Annotated in this window: 13 protein-coding genes; 12 read left to right on the top strand and 1 reads right to left on the bottom strand. The window is 39.9% G+C overall.

Annotation, left to right across the window (positions count from 1 at the left end; genetic code table 11):
• Positions 1 to 420 precede the first annotated feature (420 nt).
• From glmS to REC12_RS03465, 6 genes are all read left to right on the top strand, one after another.
• Positions 421 to 2244 (top strand): glutamine--fructose-6-phosphate transaminase (isomerizing), encoded by a 1824-nt coding sequence (gene glmS / locus REC12_RS03490; protein WP_308892422.1) that lies wholly within the window; start codon positions 421 to 423, stop codon positions 2242 to 2244.
• Positions 2245 to 2809: 565 nt separating this feature from the next.
• Positions 2810 to 2941: a hypothetical protein gene (locus REC12_RS03485; protein ID WP_308892421.1), complete on the top strand. Its 132-nt coding sequence runs from the start codon at positions 2810 to 2812 to the stop codon at positions 2939 to 2941.
• 182 nt (positions 2942 to 3123) lie between these two features.
• A complete protein-coding gene (locus tag REC12_RS03480) occupies positions 3124 to 3390 on the top strand; it encodes a hypothetical protein (protein WP_308892420.1) in 267 nt (88 codons plus the stop codon).
• A gap of 32 nt (positions 3391 to 3422) precedes the next feature.
• Positions 3423 to 4490 carry a glutamate synthase-related protein gene (locus tag REC12_RS03475; RefSeq protein WP_308892419.1) on the top strand — a complete coding sequence of 356 codons (1068 nt, stop codon included), beginning with the start codon at positions 3423 to 3425 and terminating at the stop codon, positions 4488 to 4490.
• A 546-nt stretch (positions 4491 to 5036) separates the two neighbouring features.
• The gene (locus REC12_RS03470; RefSeq protein WP_308892418.1) at positions 5037 to 5237 is read left to right on the top strand and encodes a DUF3830 family protein; all 201 of its coding nucleotides are present in this window, start codon (positions 5037 to 5039) and stop codon (positions 5235 to 5237) included.
• A gap of 31 nt (positions 5238 to 5268) precedes the next feature.
• The gene (locus tag REC12_RS03465) at positions 5269 to 6609 is read left to right on the top strand and encodes a cation:dicarboxylate symporter family transporter (protein ID WP_308892417.1); all 1341 of its coding nucleotides are present in this window, start codon (positions 5269 to 5271) and stop codon (positions 6607 to 6609) included.
• A 274-nt stretch (positions 6610 to 6883) separates the two neighbouring features.
• Here REC12_RS03465 and REC12_RS03460 read toward each other — a convergent pair whose 3' ends face one another.
• Positions 6884 to 8923 carry a sigma 54-interacting transcriptional regulator gene (locus REC12_RS03460; protein WP_308892416.1) on the bottom strand — a complete coding sequence of 680 codons (2040 nt, stop codon included), beginning with the start codon at positions 8921 to 8923 and terminating at the stop codon, positions 6884 to 6886.
• Positions 8924 to 9377: 454 nt separating this feature from the next.
• On the opposite strand from REC12_RS03460, the gene REC12_RS03455 reads away from it, so the two are divergent.
• The 6 genes from REC12_RS03455 (at position 9378) to REC12_RS03430 (ending at position 15146) form a co-directional block, all read left to right on the top strand.
• A complete protein-coding gene (locus REC12_RS03455) occupies positions 9378 to 10610 on the top strand; it encodes a Zn-dependent hydrolase (RefSeq protein WP_308892415.1) in 1233 nt (410 codons plus the stop codon).
• A gap of 42 nt (positions 10611 to 10652) precedes the next feature.
• A complete protein-coding gene (locus REC12_RS03450; protein WP_308892414.1) occupies positions 10653 to 11909 on the top strand; it encodes an MFS transporter in 1257 nt (418 codons plus the stop codon).
• Between the two features lie 77 nt (positions 11910 to 11986).
• On the top strand, positions 11987 to 12418 hold the full coding sequence (locus tag REC12_RS03445; protein ID WP_308892413.1) for a DUF3830 family protein: 432 nt from the start codon (positions 11987 to 11989) through the stop codon (positions 12416 to 12418).
• Between the two features lie 5 nt (positions 12419 to 12423).
• Positions 12424 to 13704 carry a CapA family protein gene (locus REC12_RS03440; RefSeq protein WP_308892412.1) on the top strand — a complete coding sequence of 427 codons (1281 nt, stop codon included), beginning with the start codon at positions 12424 to 12426 and terminating at the stop codon, positions 13702 to 13704.
• A 420-nt stretch (positions 13705 to 14124) separates the two neighbouring features.
• The gene (locus tag REC12_RS03435; protein WP_308892411.1) at positions 14125 to 14448 is read left to right on the top strand and encodes a hypothetical protein; all 324 of its coding nucleotides are present in this window, start codon (positions 14125 to 14127) and stop codon (positions 14446 to 14448) included.
• A gap of 164 nt (positions 14449 to 14612) precedes the next feature.
• Complete coding sequence (locus REC12_RS03430; protein ID WP_308892410.1) at positions 14613 to 15146, top strand: GNAT family N-acetyltransferase; 534 nt, start codon at positions 14613 to 14615, stop codon at positions 15144 to 15146.
• Positions 15147 to 15209: the final 63 nt, after the last annotated feature.

Genomic DNA, 15209 nt, shown 5'->3' with positions numbered 1-15209 from the left:
TTACATAAAGCCGGGGAGTAATTTCCGGGACAAAGGGTAAGTGAACAAGATAAGGGGATAGTCTGCCTTTTTATACTTTTGGAGAGCATAACCTTGTTGGATGCCCTCAGCAGTATAATTAGGTCAGTGGGTGGTTGTGCACACTAAGGCTGATAAATGCAAAGACAATGCCTTGAGCAGCGGCCAAGTTTTCCTTCCCCCTTTTAAGTGCAATACCCAGAAGCTGAAGCAACGAAGTCGTCCGGTCGGGACGACTTTTTGTGATGCCTTGAATTCAGTGTTTAGAGATTTGAAATCAGATGTTGCTTAGAAAGGGAAACCTTTAGGGCTTGAACAGTTAAAGAGATTACTTCAAATCGAGCTTGAGAATGGATAGAAGATAATTAGACAATGTTGAAGATTGAGAGGAGTTAAGAAACTATGTGTGGTATTGTTGGATATATAGGGAAACAAGTGGCTATTCCGATTTTGGTGGAAGGTTTAAAGAAATTAGAATATCGGGGATATGACTCGGCTGGGGTAGCTGTATTGGATACTGAAGGGATATCCGTGTCTAAAAGCGTAGGCAAGCTGGTTGCTTTGGAGGAAGAGATCGGGGAGAACTTTTCCCAATCTTGCATTGGCATCGGGCATACACGTTGGGCCACTCATGGCCGGCCTTCCCAAGTTAATGCGCATCCCCACGGGGATTGCGGACAAGACTTTGTAGTCGTGCACAATGGCATCATAGAAAATTATCTGGAATTAAAAGATCAGCTCCTGGAAAAAGGACATCATTTTGCTTCGGAAACAGACACTGAAGTTTTAGCGCATCTCGTTGAAGATGCTTACGCAGGAGATCTGGAAGCAGCTGTCCGGAAAGTATTGGAAGTGATTCACGGTTCCTTTGCCATTGTTGTACTCAGCCGCAAAGATCCGGATAAGCTGGTGGCCGCCCGTAAAGACAGTCCGATGGTAGTGGGTCTTGGAACCGGAGAATTTTTTGTAGCAAGTGATATTACGGCCATCTTAAACCATACTCGTAAGGTGTATATTCTTGACGATGGGGAAATGGTTGTGCTCACGGAAGCTGGAGTTAATATTTCAGACTTTGCCGGAAATCCTCGTGTCAAAGAAATTATGGATGTCAAATGGGATGCTGTAGCAGCCGAAAAAGGCGGTTATGAGCACTTCATGCTTAAAGAAATTCACGAGCAGCCCCGCGCTTTGAGAGATACAATGCTCGGTCGCTTGGAAGAGGAAAGGGTTGTTCTTCAGGAAGTAGATTTGACGCCGGAAGAGCTTGCGCAAATTAACAAAGTCTATATCGTCGCCTGTGGGACAGCTTGGCATGCCGGGTTAGTCGGAAAGACGTTGATTGAACGTTGGGCTCATCTCCCGGTTGAGGTAGATATTGCCTCTGAGTTTCGTTATCGCTCACCGCTCATAGATGAACACACCCTTGTGGTGGTTGTAAGTCAATCCGGTGAGACCGCCGATACCTTAGCGGCTCTGCGGGAAGCTAAAAACCGTGGAGCACGTGTCATTGCCGTAACTAATGTGGTGGGCAGCACTGTCTCCCGGGAAGCCCATGATGTGATCTTTACCTGGGCGGGTCCGGAAATTGCCGTGGCCTCAACGAAAGCCTATACCACTCAACTGGAAGGCATGGTATTACTCGGATTGTATCTGGCCCAAGTCAAAAGGACATTGTCCTCCGCCAAGATCAGGGAAATCATTGGCGACCTGAAAAAGGTACCTGCTCAGGTACAAGAAATCCTCGATCAGGAAAGCATTCTTCGTGACTTGGCTAAGTCGTTTGTCGACGTAGAAGATACTTTCTTCTTAGGCCGTTCCTTGGACTGGGCCGTAGCTATGGAAGGAGCGCTGAAGATGAAGGAGATTTCCTACATCCATGCCGAAGCCTATGCCGCTGGGGAGCTTAAACACGGGACCCTGGCCCTCGTTACGGAACAGACCCCTGTCTTAGCTCTGGCAACCCAACGGGACGTCTTTGATAAGACTGTTTCCAATATCAAAGAAGTTAAAGCACGGGATGCCAAAGTCTTTGGCTTGACTTATAAAGGCAACACCAGCCTGGCTAAGTCTGTGGATCAGGTGATCTACGTTCCCGAGACAAGAGACGAACTGGCCCCACTCCTCACCGTCATTCCCCTTCAACTTCTGGCTTATTATGTATCCGTTGCCAGAGGGTGTGACGTGGATAAGCCGAGGAATTTGGCGAAGAGCGTGACGGTGGAGTAAAGAATTTTGGTTAGGTAAGTTGTTTGTAGTGACACAATAAAGTTGGTAACTTATATAGTTAAAGGACGAAGGTAAAATCTTCGTCCTTTCCGTCTATATCAAGGGATACAGCGCTTATTGCCAAGTTTATTGTAAAAATTAAAGTATTTTTTTGTAAGAATGAGTCAAAAGTTACTAACTTTATTGTAAAGCTAATTAGCAATTCGTCTCATAAATTAAGGGCTTCCAACCTGAATTAGTTACCAACTTTATTGTCATGCGACAGTAGTTGTATTTTCAATAAAGTTTGTACTTTAAAAAATGAGTTTGTTCTTACCAAATTAAGTATGCGTTTTTACAATTAAGTTTGTGTATTAGGTCTACTAGGGATGTTTTAATAACTGGTTCTGTTTTAAGGTGAAAAATACAATCTACAAATGAAATGGCATACCTAAGGACATCAAATTAGGTATGCCATTTTCTTTACATATTCCAAGGTATGTATGAGTTATTTTTAAATTTGTCGTAATTTATAACTATGTTGGCATAAAGTTTGCAATAAATATGCTAAAAGGAGGTTCTTGTTATGAAAGAAATTTTAACGACTAAAGCGGTTGTTACGGTCAGGCCATATTTCCAGGCGATTGAGGTAGAGGATTTTATCTTTACCACAGGACACCTACTAGTAAATCCAGACAGGAGAAATCGATCAGGATGATATAGAGTGGCAGACTCAGCAGGTCTTCAATAATTTAATGGTGATTCTGGGAGAGGCGGGTACCTATTTTGAAATAGTCTTGAGAGAACACGAACAAAGTTTAGCACAAATGGAAAAGTTGTCCCTCCCAGAACCTAGTGTTGCTAAGCTGGAGAACAGCGGGATTAAAGAAAGGATGAACGATGATGTCTTACAGTCCAAATCTTGAATCTGCTTTTAATGATACTAAAATGCGCAGCAATCGCATTACGCCTGGTTCCGGCATGTGTTCATTTTGCACAGCAGATTGCGTAGGCCCTTGTGAAATAGGTTTATCCGCCGTGTTAGGCGCTGCTGCCGTATACCCTACCAATACTGGAAATAATCAAATAGCTTCTGAAAAAAATATGCCCATTGATTTTTCCCACTTTAATATTAACGGGAGGGTATTTGGTGCAATATTTGCGTAATTGGAGAAGGATCTCCCAGTAAAGATTCAGCATTGCAATATGATAATAATGGCAAGATTACTTATTTCCCTATGTTGAATGAGATACTAAATTCATTCCGGAAATATGACAGAGGTTATGGTCAAATCGTTCTCCAATGCAATACTGAGGATGACGCGGCTGGTCTACCGGAATATGCACTAAAAGAATGCGGTGCCACAGCCATTGAATTCAAATTCGGACAATCGGCTAAAGGTACCCAGCCAGCTGTCCGAATTAAGTCGCTTAAAGAAGCATTGGAAAAGCAAGCACAAGGGCTAATTGTTCATCCCGACCCCAGTGATTCAGCTGTCCAGGAAGCTTATAGAAAAAAATCCTGTTCAAATTTCTGGAGTTATAACCGATTACCTATGTGGACAGAGGAAAATTTGCTTCCTCGTATTGAAAGGTTACGTACCATGGGGCTAAAAAATGTTTATTTTAAAATGGCAGGTTTTGATCGTGCTGATTTGGAGCGGGTGCTAAAGATGGCTATGGCAGCAGATGTGGATATGGTTACCTTTGACGGTGCTGGTGGAGGGTCTGGTTATAGCCCTAATAAGATGATGAACGAATGGGGTTTGCCAGCGATTTGCATAGAAAGCGCTTTGGTATCTATCTGTAAAAGGTTGGAGGGGGAAGGCAGGACCATTCCGGCAATTAGCATTACGGGTGGGTTTACTACGGAAGACCAAGTATATAAAGCCCTGGCTATTGGCGCACCTTATATTACGGCTGTGGGCCTTTGTCGTGCTACCATGGCTGCAGCAATGGTTGGTGAAAAGATTGGGAAGATGCTTGAGGCAAATCGCCAGGTACCTCCTCATTTAAAAAGATATGGTGAGACCAAAGAAGACCTCTTTATTGAATTATCGGAGTTGAAGGGTCTATATGGTGATGTTTCAAATCAGTTCTCTACCGGAGCCATAGGTGCATACTCTTATTTGAAACGTGTTTCTTTTGGTTTGCAACATTTTGCTGCGCTAAACCGAAAATTCAATGTAAATTATATTGACCAGAGCGACGTAATTCCTCTCACACGTGATGCAAAAGACATTATTAATGGAAGTTGGTTTGCTTAACTAAATATTTCTGTGCCGAATTAGCGATTAGTCTCAGGGAGATAAACAAATATACATGACACGCTATAAGAGCATACCGCTATTAAATCAACTGTGCATAGAAAAAACAGCACGTTTATTATTTAAGAGATTGGCATGCTGCATTAAATTTACTGCAGGCTTGGATTTGGGTCCTAATGGTTAAAAGTATATTAACCATTAGGACCCATTTTATAACCGAATAAAGAATCTAGGCAAATTGAACTACATTTTACATTCATATAAATGATGCTAAATGTTTGATTGATTTTCTTTTAGTAGGGAAATTCTCAATCTACTAGGGCTATTCAGAAATTACTTATTTTTTTAAACAACTAACTGAACTGGCACGGTAATTGCAAATAGCCTATTACATCATCACTAACTTATTTTGACAAAATGAGACATGGGGGGATTTTATGACGCAATGAAATGGTTAAAAGGTTTCGAATTAAGATGCTAACGTAAAGTCAAAAACCTTTGGAGGATCTAGCATTATGACACTCATTAAAGTCACATCCGGTAAATTTGTCTTTATTGCAAAAGTTGGAAGAAAAGAACGCTCCAAAAACATCTGAATGGTTCCTCAAACTCCTACCGTATAAAGCAAAAATGATTCAAGCGCGTTGGAGTGGCCAGGCGACTTTTATCCCAATTGGAGAACACTTATTAAGGAATAGCGTTAAAGTTAAAAAAACTCCAGTTATAAGATTTCGACAAATTTCATAGCTAATTCTTTTTAATAAGGGAGGAACTAAATATGCTAGGAAAAGACGATGTTAAAAAAGCAAAAGTAGTTAAACAACCTTTTTATAAAGGCATGTTTTTTCAAATTGTTACAGCAATGGTCCTTGGAATTATTGTAGGATGGTTATGGCCGGCAATTGGCTCGCCACTAAAACCTTTCGTAGACGGGTTTATTAAATTAATCAAGATGGTTATTGCCCCAGTAGTTTTTGGAGTCGTTGTGGTCGGCATTGCTAAAGTAGGGGATATCAAAAAAGTCGGACGTATTGGTGGAAAGACCATTCTTTATTTCGAGGTCGTTACGTCAATAGCCTTGGTTATAGGGATGCTAGTCGCTAATATTTATCATCCTGGAATGGGGTTGAATATCGATCCTACTAAGTTAAGTGAGAAGGACCTATTAGCGCAGACGAAAGGTGCTCAGATTCCCTCTACAGCGCAATTCATTCTTCATATGATTCCCGATAGTATCGTCGGTGCATTTGCGAATAATGAATTATTACAGGTCTTACTATTTTCATTGCTGTTTGGTTTTGCACTTTTGAAAATAAAAAAAGAACGGGCCGACCTTATTATAAACGTTATTGAACATTTTAATGAAGTAATCTTTAAAATTATCGGTTTCATCATGAAGCTTTCTGTACCAGTTACCTTTGCCGCAATGGCTTATAGTATTGGACTGTATGGAACGGCAATGCTGATTTCTTTTGGTAGGCTAATTTTTGCTATGGTTTTGGCCTCTTTCATATTCCTCATTATACTCCACATTATAGTAAGAGTTTTTGGAGGGATAGGACTTTGGCAGCTAATTCGATATATTAAAGAAGAAATTATCATTGCTGCTGCGACCGGTTCATCAGAAGTCATAATGCCGCGATTAATGGCTAAATTCGAGCATGCAGGCTGTCATAGTTCTGTTGTTGGCTTGGTAGTACCAACGGGTTACACCTTTAATTTGGATGGCGCTACGCTTTATTTGTCACTTTCGGTCGTATTTCTTGCCCAGGCATTGAATATTAATATGAACCTTACACAGCAAGTGACATTGGTTGGAATTCTCATGTTAACTTCAAAAGGTATGGCAGGAATACCTGGTTCAGCGTACGTAGCCTTAACAGCTAGTGCCTCAGCTACCGGTATGATACCTGCGGTGGCTGTAACCCTTATGTTTGGACCTGACCAATTTATGGGTAAAATTCGTACCTTTGTCAACATTATGGGGTACTCTGTAGCCACTTTCATAGTTGCTCGTTGGGAAGGCTTACTTGATTTAGATCGCGCAAGGGATGTCTTAACTGGTCAAATTGCCGAACTAAGTTTTAACGAGGGTGAATTTAGCGAACATGTCTCATAAATTTCTTAATTAAGGATGCGAGAAACGATAGAACCATCACTGTCAATTGACATGGATGGTTCTTTTTAAATCTACAACATTAGATTGGCATAAATCCTGCGAAGGAATATATGAAATAACAAGTATTTGGTTTAACTACATAAGTAAGCGATTGAGAGGAACCTGAAAAATGCCCGATAAAGAATCGGAGGACGACAGGAATTGTATTACAACAGGTAATGTTGTATACTACCAGGTTGGTAAATTACCGAAAGATACTAGAATTTAAATGCAATCATAGCTTTAAAGGAGAAATAATACAGGAGCAGCCATTTGTATTAGTATCCTGCAATAAGGAAATTTTGGTCAACTCTTCTCCTTTATTTGTCAACTCAAGCCCTCGATTACCGCGAATTTTCCTAATATAACCTTTTGCTGCTAACTTATCAATCCTAGTTCTGACCTGTTGTTCAGATAAGTTAAGGCCTTCAGTGAATGAAAGCTCGGAGAGCTTTTTTCTTCCAATTGTTATTCTTCGTTGATTATGGTCATAGATAACCTGAAGGAGGAAGTTTTCTTGCTCATCTAATTGAAGATTGATAGTTTTACTTTCGCATATATCATCGGGTAGATGATAGGGCATAATCATATCTTCATCGCAAATTGCCAAAATATATTCCGAAGTATTCTCTAATTCGCGCACATTTCCAGGCCAACCGTAGTTCTGTAGAATCTTTTCAACTTCGGGAGAAATCTTATAACTATTTCTACTTTTGACCTGAATAAAATGCTGAAATAACGGGATTATATCTTCTTTGCGCTCCCGCAAAGGAGGTAAGTTAATATAGAGTTTCTTCAGGCGATAATATAAATCCTCACGGAAGAGTGATTTTTCAACTTGATTTAGTAAATCTTTGTTAGTGGCTGCAATCACACGGACATCAACAGGGATTATAGTGTTTCCCCCGACCTTGAGAATTTCCTTTTCTTGAAGTACGCGAAGAAGGCTAAGTTGAATTTTTGGAGGGATATCTCCGATTTCATCGAGAAAAATAGTTCCCCCATTAGCCAATTCGAACAATCCAATTTTCCCACCTTTTTTTGCGCCCGTAAAAGCACCTTCTTCGTAACCAAAAAGTTCGCTCTCGATCAATTCTTCTGGCAGAGCGGAGAAATTAACGGCTAGGTACGGTCCGCAGCTGCGTTGGGAATAGTTATGAATCGCACTAGCAAAGAGTTCTTTTCCAGTACCGCTTTCGCCAAGAATTAAGATGTTATAATCGCTTGCCGCTAATTTTTTGCTTTTTTCTAGCGTTGTCTTTATCTCTGGTGATTTATGTATAATACTTTCAAAAGAATGCTTTGCAAAGTATCCTTGTTTTTTAAGTTCTTTACGTAAGCGATTTTCAATATTAATTCGCTCTCGAACATTTTTAATGGTACAAATATAAGATTTAGTGGAATCAATATACCACTTATTAAATAGGTATTCCGCGTGAGAAATGCTAAAGATTTGATTGACGATGGTTTCATTTAGAAAAAAGTTCTGAACTTCGTGGGGAATTAACAATGAAGTTTTCAATTGTTTTCCGGATTGAATATTAAGGACCTTCGAAGCATTCGTATTAATTAGGTTTACTAATCCTTGATTGTCATACGAAAGTAATCCATCATCAACACTGTCGATCACTTTAAAGAGGAATTCATTGATGTTTCTAATATCTTGAGTTTGATTGTGGAGTTCCCAACCTTGAGAAATAATTTGTTTAATGTATTTGGCAGAAACAAGATGTGCCCGTTCGTCAAGTAAACCAAGTGCGTGTAAAAGTTCGACAATGCTTGTAATATCTAAAATCCTACCTCCTATATTGATTATAGGAGCTATGTCATGAGGACAGAGAGCTAATTCTCCAGGAGTTAGGACATAATCAAAATCTAAAGACTTCAGGTCACAATTTGGATAATAAGGTGTGTATAAAAAGTTACTAAATCCTGTTTGCTTAAACAGTTCTATCACTTCTAAAGCTGAGCCATAGGTGTCATTTACCAGTAGAATTTTACTATTATCTTGAATGGAGTAAAGTTTGTCCAGGTAGGAAAAATTCAACGTTCTACGAGCCACGATGGCTTTACAAGTGTCATCAATAAAGCCCGCAGCTTGGTTATATACATTTCTAGTTGTAAAAAGAACAATCGAATTATTGAATTTTTCTTTAATGCCTAATTCGATCGAGAAACTTGCGATATGGATATCTTCTGGTAACAGTTCTTTTAGCTGCTGTAATAACATAATGCGGGTTGATTCGGTACCCGATATAAGCACTAATCTCATCATTCTGCTCCACCTCCTATGGTTTCTTCGGTTTTTTTATAATTTAAGTATTAACCATTTCTGTGTAAGAGCAGAAGTGGTTATTATCTTTTAATGGTGATTAATAGCTAACCAATAGATAACCGAGTATTGCCCAAATAATAGCTGACCATCCCTTAAAAGTCAAGATCTTGCTTAGATCACTTTATTACGGTATAGCGCTTCTGGCTTAATGTCTAGGCTGGCATGGTAATTGCATAAAACTTCAGATAAGTAGCTAAAGTTCAAAAGTTAGATGGATTTTGGGATGTCCGCTTTGAAAGGTGGGAAGTAATTCGAAAAATGTAAGCTAGAAGAGCCAAAATTCATGGGAAATGAAGAGGATCATTTCTTGGCTTGTCATTTTCCGCTGACGAGAAGCCAAGGAATTATCTTTGTCGCTCAGAATATGTGAATTGAAAGTTATGAGGTAAAAACGATGATTAATAAAGAAAGACTCTATAATCGTATTCAAGAACTCGGTCAAATAGGAAAAAACGAGACTGGTGGTGTCACGTGTGTCGCCCTGTCACGAGAAGAGAAAGAAGCAATGAACTTAGTTGCTAGCTATATGCGACAAGCAGGGTTAGACGTGCGCATGGATGCGGCGGGAAATTTGATTGGCCGAAAAGAAGGGCTAAACCCACAAGCTCCTGTGGTCATGACAGGGTCGCATATTGATACTGTATATAATGGGGGTATGTTTGATGGACGGCTGGGTATCCTTGGAGGTATCGAAGTGCTTCAAACGATGAATGAACAAGGAATCGTAACGCTACATCCGATTGAGGTTTATGCATACAGAGATGAAGAAGGGACGCGCTTTTCTACCGGCTATTCAAGTGCAAGATGTTTAATGGAGATAAGACGGCCAGATATATTTGACCATACTGACAGAGAGGGAATCTCCATTGGTCAGGCCTTAAGAGATATAGGAATTGATCCAGAACGAGTTTATGAGGCAGTACTCCCTCCAGGATACGCAAAGGCTCATGTGGAGTTACACATTGAGCAAGGAAAAGTTCTCGAAAGTAGAAATCTTTCAGTTGGTATTGTAACGGGTATTTGTTGTCAGTCACGGGGGCGGTTTGCGATCAAAGGAGAGGCTGGTCACGCCGGAGCAACCCCAATGAATTTACGTAGAGACCCCCTAGTCGCTGCTGCAGAAATCATTCAAGTGGTCGAAACAGAGGCTGCTAAAACAGGAACTGCGGTAGCCACTGTAGGGAAAATCAATGCCCATCCCGGGGGAGTAAATATCATTCCGGGGCAAGTTGAATTTAGTATCGATGTTAGAGATCAAACGTCGGCTATCCGAGACGCAGTTCTTGATGCCATATATTTGCAGGCAAAAGAAATTTGCAACCGACGTAAGGTTGAATTGGAATTTAAAGTTTTTAATAAAGATAGTGTACCTAAGTTATGCGATGCAGACATGAAAATTGTGATTAGTGGGGCTTGTGAAACATTAGGCATCCCTGTTTTCGAACTTCCAAGTGGGGCTGGACATGATTCGGGCAGTTTTGCAGATTTCTGTCAAATGGGCATGATCTTTATACGTTCTAGAGATGGCATTAGTCATAGCCCGAAGGAATGGAGTTCCATAGAGGATTGTTCGGATGGAGCCAATGTGTTATATCAAACCATCCTGAAACTTGCCATCCCGGTTTGAGTCATTGATGGTTACTGGAAAGGGGGCATACTGATTGACCGTTTGATACAGTGTCCGATAAGTGCGCCTTTATGGAAAGCGCGATATTCGGTTTTAACGATTCTTACACTTTGTTCGCTTTTTAATTTAATGGATCGTATGATACTGAATGTATCCTTGCCCTTAATTGGCAGGGAGTTTAATATTAATGAGGCGGCACAAGGATTTCTCATTAGTTTTAGCTTTTTAGGTGTAACCCTGTTTCAAATTCCCGGTGGATTAATTACCGATAAAATCGGCCCACGTAAAGTAATGACTTTATCGGCTGCATGGGCAGCGCTCTTTATTCCCTTAACCGGAATGGCATACACTTATCCCATGCTAGTAATCTCACGATTTCTATTAGGTGCTGGAGGGTCAATATCCTCTGGTTCACAAATGAAAGTGATGGCAACGTACTTCCCGCGAAGTAAGTATGCTACAGCTAATGCGATATGCGGTTCGGTAAATAGTTTAGCACCAGCATTGTCGACCCTGTTGGCTGCCGCGATCATTGGGATTCATGGTTGGCGTATTACTTTTATCGTTCTGGGTATTCCAATGTTTCTTGTAGCAAGTTATTTATGGTTTAGGTTTAAAGACGATCCTCAGGATAACCCAAGAATAACGAGAGCGGAACTTATGGAACTTGATGAGGATTTGCCTAAATGTTCAAGGGCAAAATCCTCACAAATTTCCTATAAAGAGTTTCTGACGAAACCTATTCTATGGCAATTAGCGTTAATATGGTTTTTCTTTGATTTTACCTACTGGGGCTATACAACCTGGATTCCTTCTTATTTGATGAAGGAAAGAGGTTTTTCGTTAATTAAAACCAGCATTTTAGGTTCCTTACCGTATCTTTTAGGAACGGTTTCTATGATTTTCGGTGGATATCTTTCCGATCATTTTACGGGCAGAAGAAAATGGGTCTTCATTCCAACGGCTATACTCGCAGCAGCTTCGATGTATTTAATGTTTAGTGCCAAAACGAATGTATTAACAATTATTTACCAATGTATGGCAGCAATATTTATGTTTATAGCGTTTGGTTCATATGGAGGAATGCAATTTGACGGGCTGCCCAGGCATATTATTGCATCGACGTCTGGACTCGTTAATACAGCGGGTCAATTAGCAGGATTATTTTCTCCTTTTCTTTTAGGTTATCTGATTCAGGTCAATAAGGGTTATTACAGCGCTACGTTCTTCGCGATTATAATCAGTCTGGTTCTGGCAGCTTTTGTAGCCGTTTTTGTAAAGAAGACTTCGTTGAATTAACAAGGTTGGCATAATTATTGCATGTTCTGATTTTATTAGAGCCCTAAAGCTTAAAGCAAAAAAATGGAGGAATTGAAATGACAAAAATTAAAATTACATCTGGGAAGTTCACATTTATTGCACGTTTAGAAGAGGAAAAATCTCCAAAAACCTGTGAATGGTTTCTTAACTTACTTCCCTATCAAGAAACAATTATCCATGTTTCTTGGAGCGGGCAAGCGAGCTTTATTCGCCTAAAAGATCTAGGGCACTCGGTACCTTTTGAAAACGCGTCGAGCCGACCTTCTAAAGGTGAAGTTATGATGTATCCAGGTGGAGTACCACATCTTCAAATGGGCGGAGAAATCTTTATTCCTTGGGGAGGATGTGTACTAGCTTGTCCGAATGGAAATATTGCTGGCAACCACTTTCTCACTATTATTGATGGCAATGATCAACTGGCTGATTTCGGCAGAACGGTTCATGAAGAAGGGGGTCAAATTATACGCTTTGAGAAATTGGAGAATTAATTAATATGAACATGAAGTTATCCGTTTCAGTGACGGGAGATTCACTTACTATCACTCGCTTGCCAAAGGATGATCCAAAACTATTGGCTATTCGCGATCTTCTGCTCAAGTCGGATGTTCGATTTACAAATTTAGAGAGTTCAATTCATAATTATGAAGACGATATTTACCCTTCAAGGCACAGTGGAGGGGATTGGATTGCTGCACCTCCGTCTGTATTGGCGGATTTAGGATGGTTGGGGTTCAACTTGATGGGAGCGCCAAATAATCATAGTTTAGATTGGTCCCATCAAGGACTTCTTAAAACGATGGAAAATTTAGACCGGGAAGGCATTGTCTATGCTGGTATCGGAAAAAATTTATCGGATGCAAGTCGGCCTAAGTATCTAGAAACCTCTAAGGGCCGAGTAGCCCTCATCGCGGTTAATACCAGTTTTCGTGATTGGCATCCCGCTGGTGAACAACGACGAGATTTTATTGGAAGACCCGGAATAAATGCTCTTGGTTTTATGACTGTACACAGAGTCAGGGAAGAGGAATTAAATTGTTTAAAGTTAATTGCTGGGCAAACAGAAATAAACAAGCGAATTACCAATCAAGCTGAAGAAATTTTTAAATTTGGGGATCAACTCTTTGAAATTGGTGAACCCGGAACCTATACGAAGCTGGATGAAATGGATGAAAAGAGGATTAGAAAATCCATTAAAGAGGCCCAGCGCCAGGCAGATATTGTTTTAGTCAGTTGTCATTCACATGAAATGAAAGGAAGTGCCAAGGAACAATTAGCCGATTTCCAACGTGAATTTGCTCATATGTGTATTGATGAGGGTGCACATGCCTATATAGGTCATGGTCCGCATGTCTTAAGAGGAATTGAAATTTATAAGGAACGCCCAATTTTTCATGGACTTGGTGACTTTTTTTATCAATGTGAGTTGATTGAAAAGGCGCCTACGGAGTTCTATGAAAAGTTTGGTAATCTAAGTTCTGACCAATGTACAGCAGATGGGTATGACTATCGAATTGCATCAGGTGGGATACTTGGTGAAACCAATCCTAAGTTCTTTGAGTCTATTATCGCTTCTTTCGATGTAATTGATGGTAATGTTCAAAATATAGTTATTTATCCTGTCTCACTCGGTTTTAATCGTCATCGTTCTAGAAAAGGGTCTCCGGGATGCGCATCAGCAGAAGATGGTGAACGAATTCTTGCAGAGATGCGCGAACTATCAGTGGAATTTGGCACGAGGATTAGAATTGAAAATGGTGTAGGGATTGTTGGGTGACTAAATAAACATAGATTAGAAAGCAGAAGATCTGTATCGTATCTTCTTTTTTGTACTGATTGGAGTTTTCTTAAATGACTCCGGCAAAATTTGATGGTTCACTAAAGGTAACTCTTAGTGAACCAATAATAACCAATAAAGTAGTATTTTATTTCCATGCTTACGCAAATATGAATATTCCGCGTGAAGTTGAACAGCTCGACCGCACGAGAAAACAGAATATGCAGCTATATCAGTTGCTTGTGAGTGATATTTACAAGCGGTAAGTATTCAAATGACTAAAAAAGTTCCTGAATATTATTGAAGCCATCTTTTATGATATACTTGAGGAAGTATATGGTAAAGATGGCTTTTTGCACTTAAAAAACCATCTAGAACTTACCGGGGTATAATCTTTTTAGGAATAGGAGAGTGAACGGAATGAATTACATGGACAAGAAAAATATGACTGATAAGGAATATAAAGAAATGTGGAGTAGGCTAGGACCTATTCAAATAAAAATGATAGAGAAAACTGGTTTATGCCATCACAGCCTTGGGGATGAATTTTTGTATAAAAATCCCTATCATAAGCCTAATGGGGTATGTGCGGCCTTGTTGCATGTTTTAGATTGGTATATATGGAGAGTAACTTTAGGTTTCCCCTCATGGGAGGCTGATGACAGGTCTATTTATAGAGTTCATTGCCCATCAAGAAAAGGCACAGTTTGGGAGCTTTGTATACTTAGTAAGGAAGCGGAATAACTGATACACAATATTTCCTTAAATATCTATTATTCGGAAGATCAAATTGTTTAATCGAAATACTACTACTTAAAGCTAATCAATTTGCGGAAAAAATTTGCGACAAAACTATTGAATATCAGTGATGCTTTGTTGAAGTAAAAATTTAGGTAGCGGAGGTTTTTATGTATATCATTGAGACAACAAGACTTGGACTGCGTAACTGGACGGATTCGGATACGGCTAAATTTGCCGAAATGAATAGAGATCCTAAAGTGATGGAGTTTTTCCCGAAGTTGCTGTCTGAAGAAGAGACTTTGGAAATGGTACAGAAAATAAATACACACATAGTTGATAATGGATTTGGCCTTTGGGCAACTGAAATAAAAGCCACGAAAGAATTTATTGGGTTTGTTGGGCTATCAATCCCGCGTTTTCAGACTGATTTCACTCCATGTGTGGAAGTGGGTTGGCGGTTAGCTTATAATTACTGGGGCAAGGGATATGCACAGGAGGCTGCCCGGGAGTGTCTCAACTATGGATTTAAAAGATTAGGATTAAAGAGAATAGTTTCATTCACCTCTATTTTTAATGAAAGATCCATGAATGTAATGAAAAGAATTGGTATGAGCTATGTGAAGGAATTTGAAAACCCTAATGTTGAATTGGGTCACAAATTAAGAAGACATGTGCTCTATGTAAAGAACCATGAAGAATAGTGTCGTGGGGGCTGGAAACTTCGCAAGTTGACTATTTTATGCAGGAGATAGGGAATAATTGTG

It is taken from the genome of Candidatus Desulfosporosinus nitrosoreducens (genome assembly GCF_030954495.1).
Taxonomy (GTDB): domain Bacteria; phylum Bacillota; class Desulfitobacteriia; order Desulfitobacteriales; family Desulfitobacteriaceae; genus Desulfosporosinus; species Desulfosporosinus nitrosoreducens.
The sequence above is the reverse complement of the archived record's forward strand: the minus strand, read 5'-3'. Positions and strand labels throughout refer to the sequence as shown.

Bases quoted from the DNA above. Each gene is read 5' to 3' on its own strand.
- REC12_RS03460 (WP_308892416.1), bottom strand. From the start codon at position 8,923: ATGATGAGATTAGTGCTTATATCGGGTACCGAATCAACCCGCATTATG.
- glmS (WP_308892422.1), top strand. From the start codon at position 421: ATGTGTGGTATTGTTGGATATATAGGGAAACAAGTGGCTATTCCGATT.
- REC12_RS03485 (WP_308892421.1), top strand. From the start codon at position 2,810: ATGAAAGAAATTTTAACGACTAAAGCGGTTGTTACGGTCAGGCCATAT.
- REC12_RS03435 (WP_308892411.1), top strand. From the start codon at position 14,125: ATGAATTACATGGACAAGAAAAATATGACTGATAAGGAATATAAAGAA.
- REC12_RS03430 (WP_308892410.1), top strand. From the start codon at position 14,613: ATGTATATCATTGAGACAACAAGACTTGGACTGCGTAACTGGACGGAT.
- REC12_RS03465 (WP_308892417.1), top strand. From the start codon at position 5,269: ATGCTAGGAAAAGACGATGTTAAAAAAGCAAAAGTAGTTAAACAACCT.
- REC12_RS03480 (WP_308892420.1), top strand. From the start codon at position 3,124: ATGATGTCTTACAGTCCAAATCTTGAATCTGCTTTTAATGATACTAAA.
- REC12_RS03445 (WP_308892413.1), top strand. From the start codon at position 11,987: ATGACAAAAATTAAAATTACATCTGGGAAGTTCACATTTATTGCACGT.
- REC12_RS03440 (WP_308892412.1), top strand. From the start codon at position 12,424: ATGAACATGAAGTTATCCGTTTCAGTGACGGGAGATTCACTTACTATC.
- REC12_RS03455 (WP_308892415.1), top strand. From the start codon at position 9,378: ATGATTAATAAAGAAAGACTCTATAATCGTATTCAAGAACTCGGTCAA.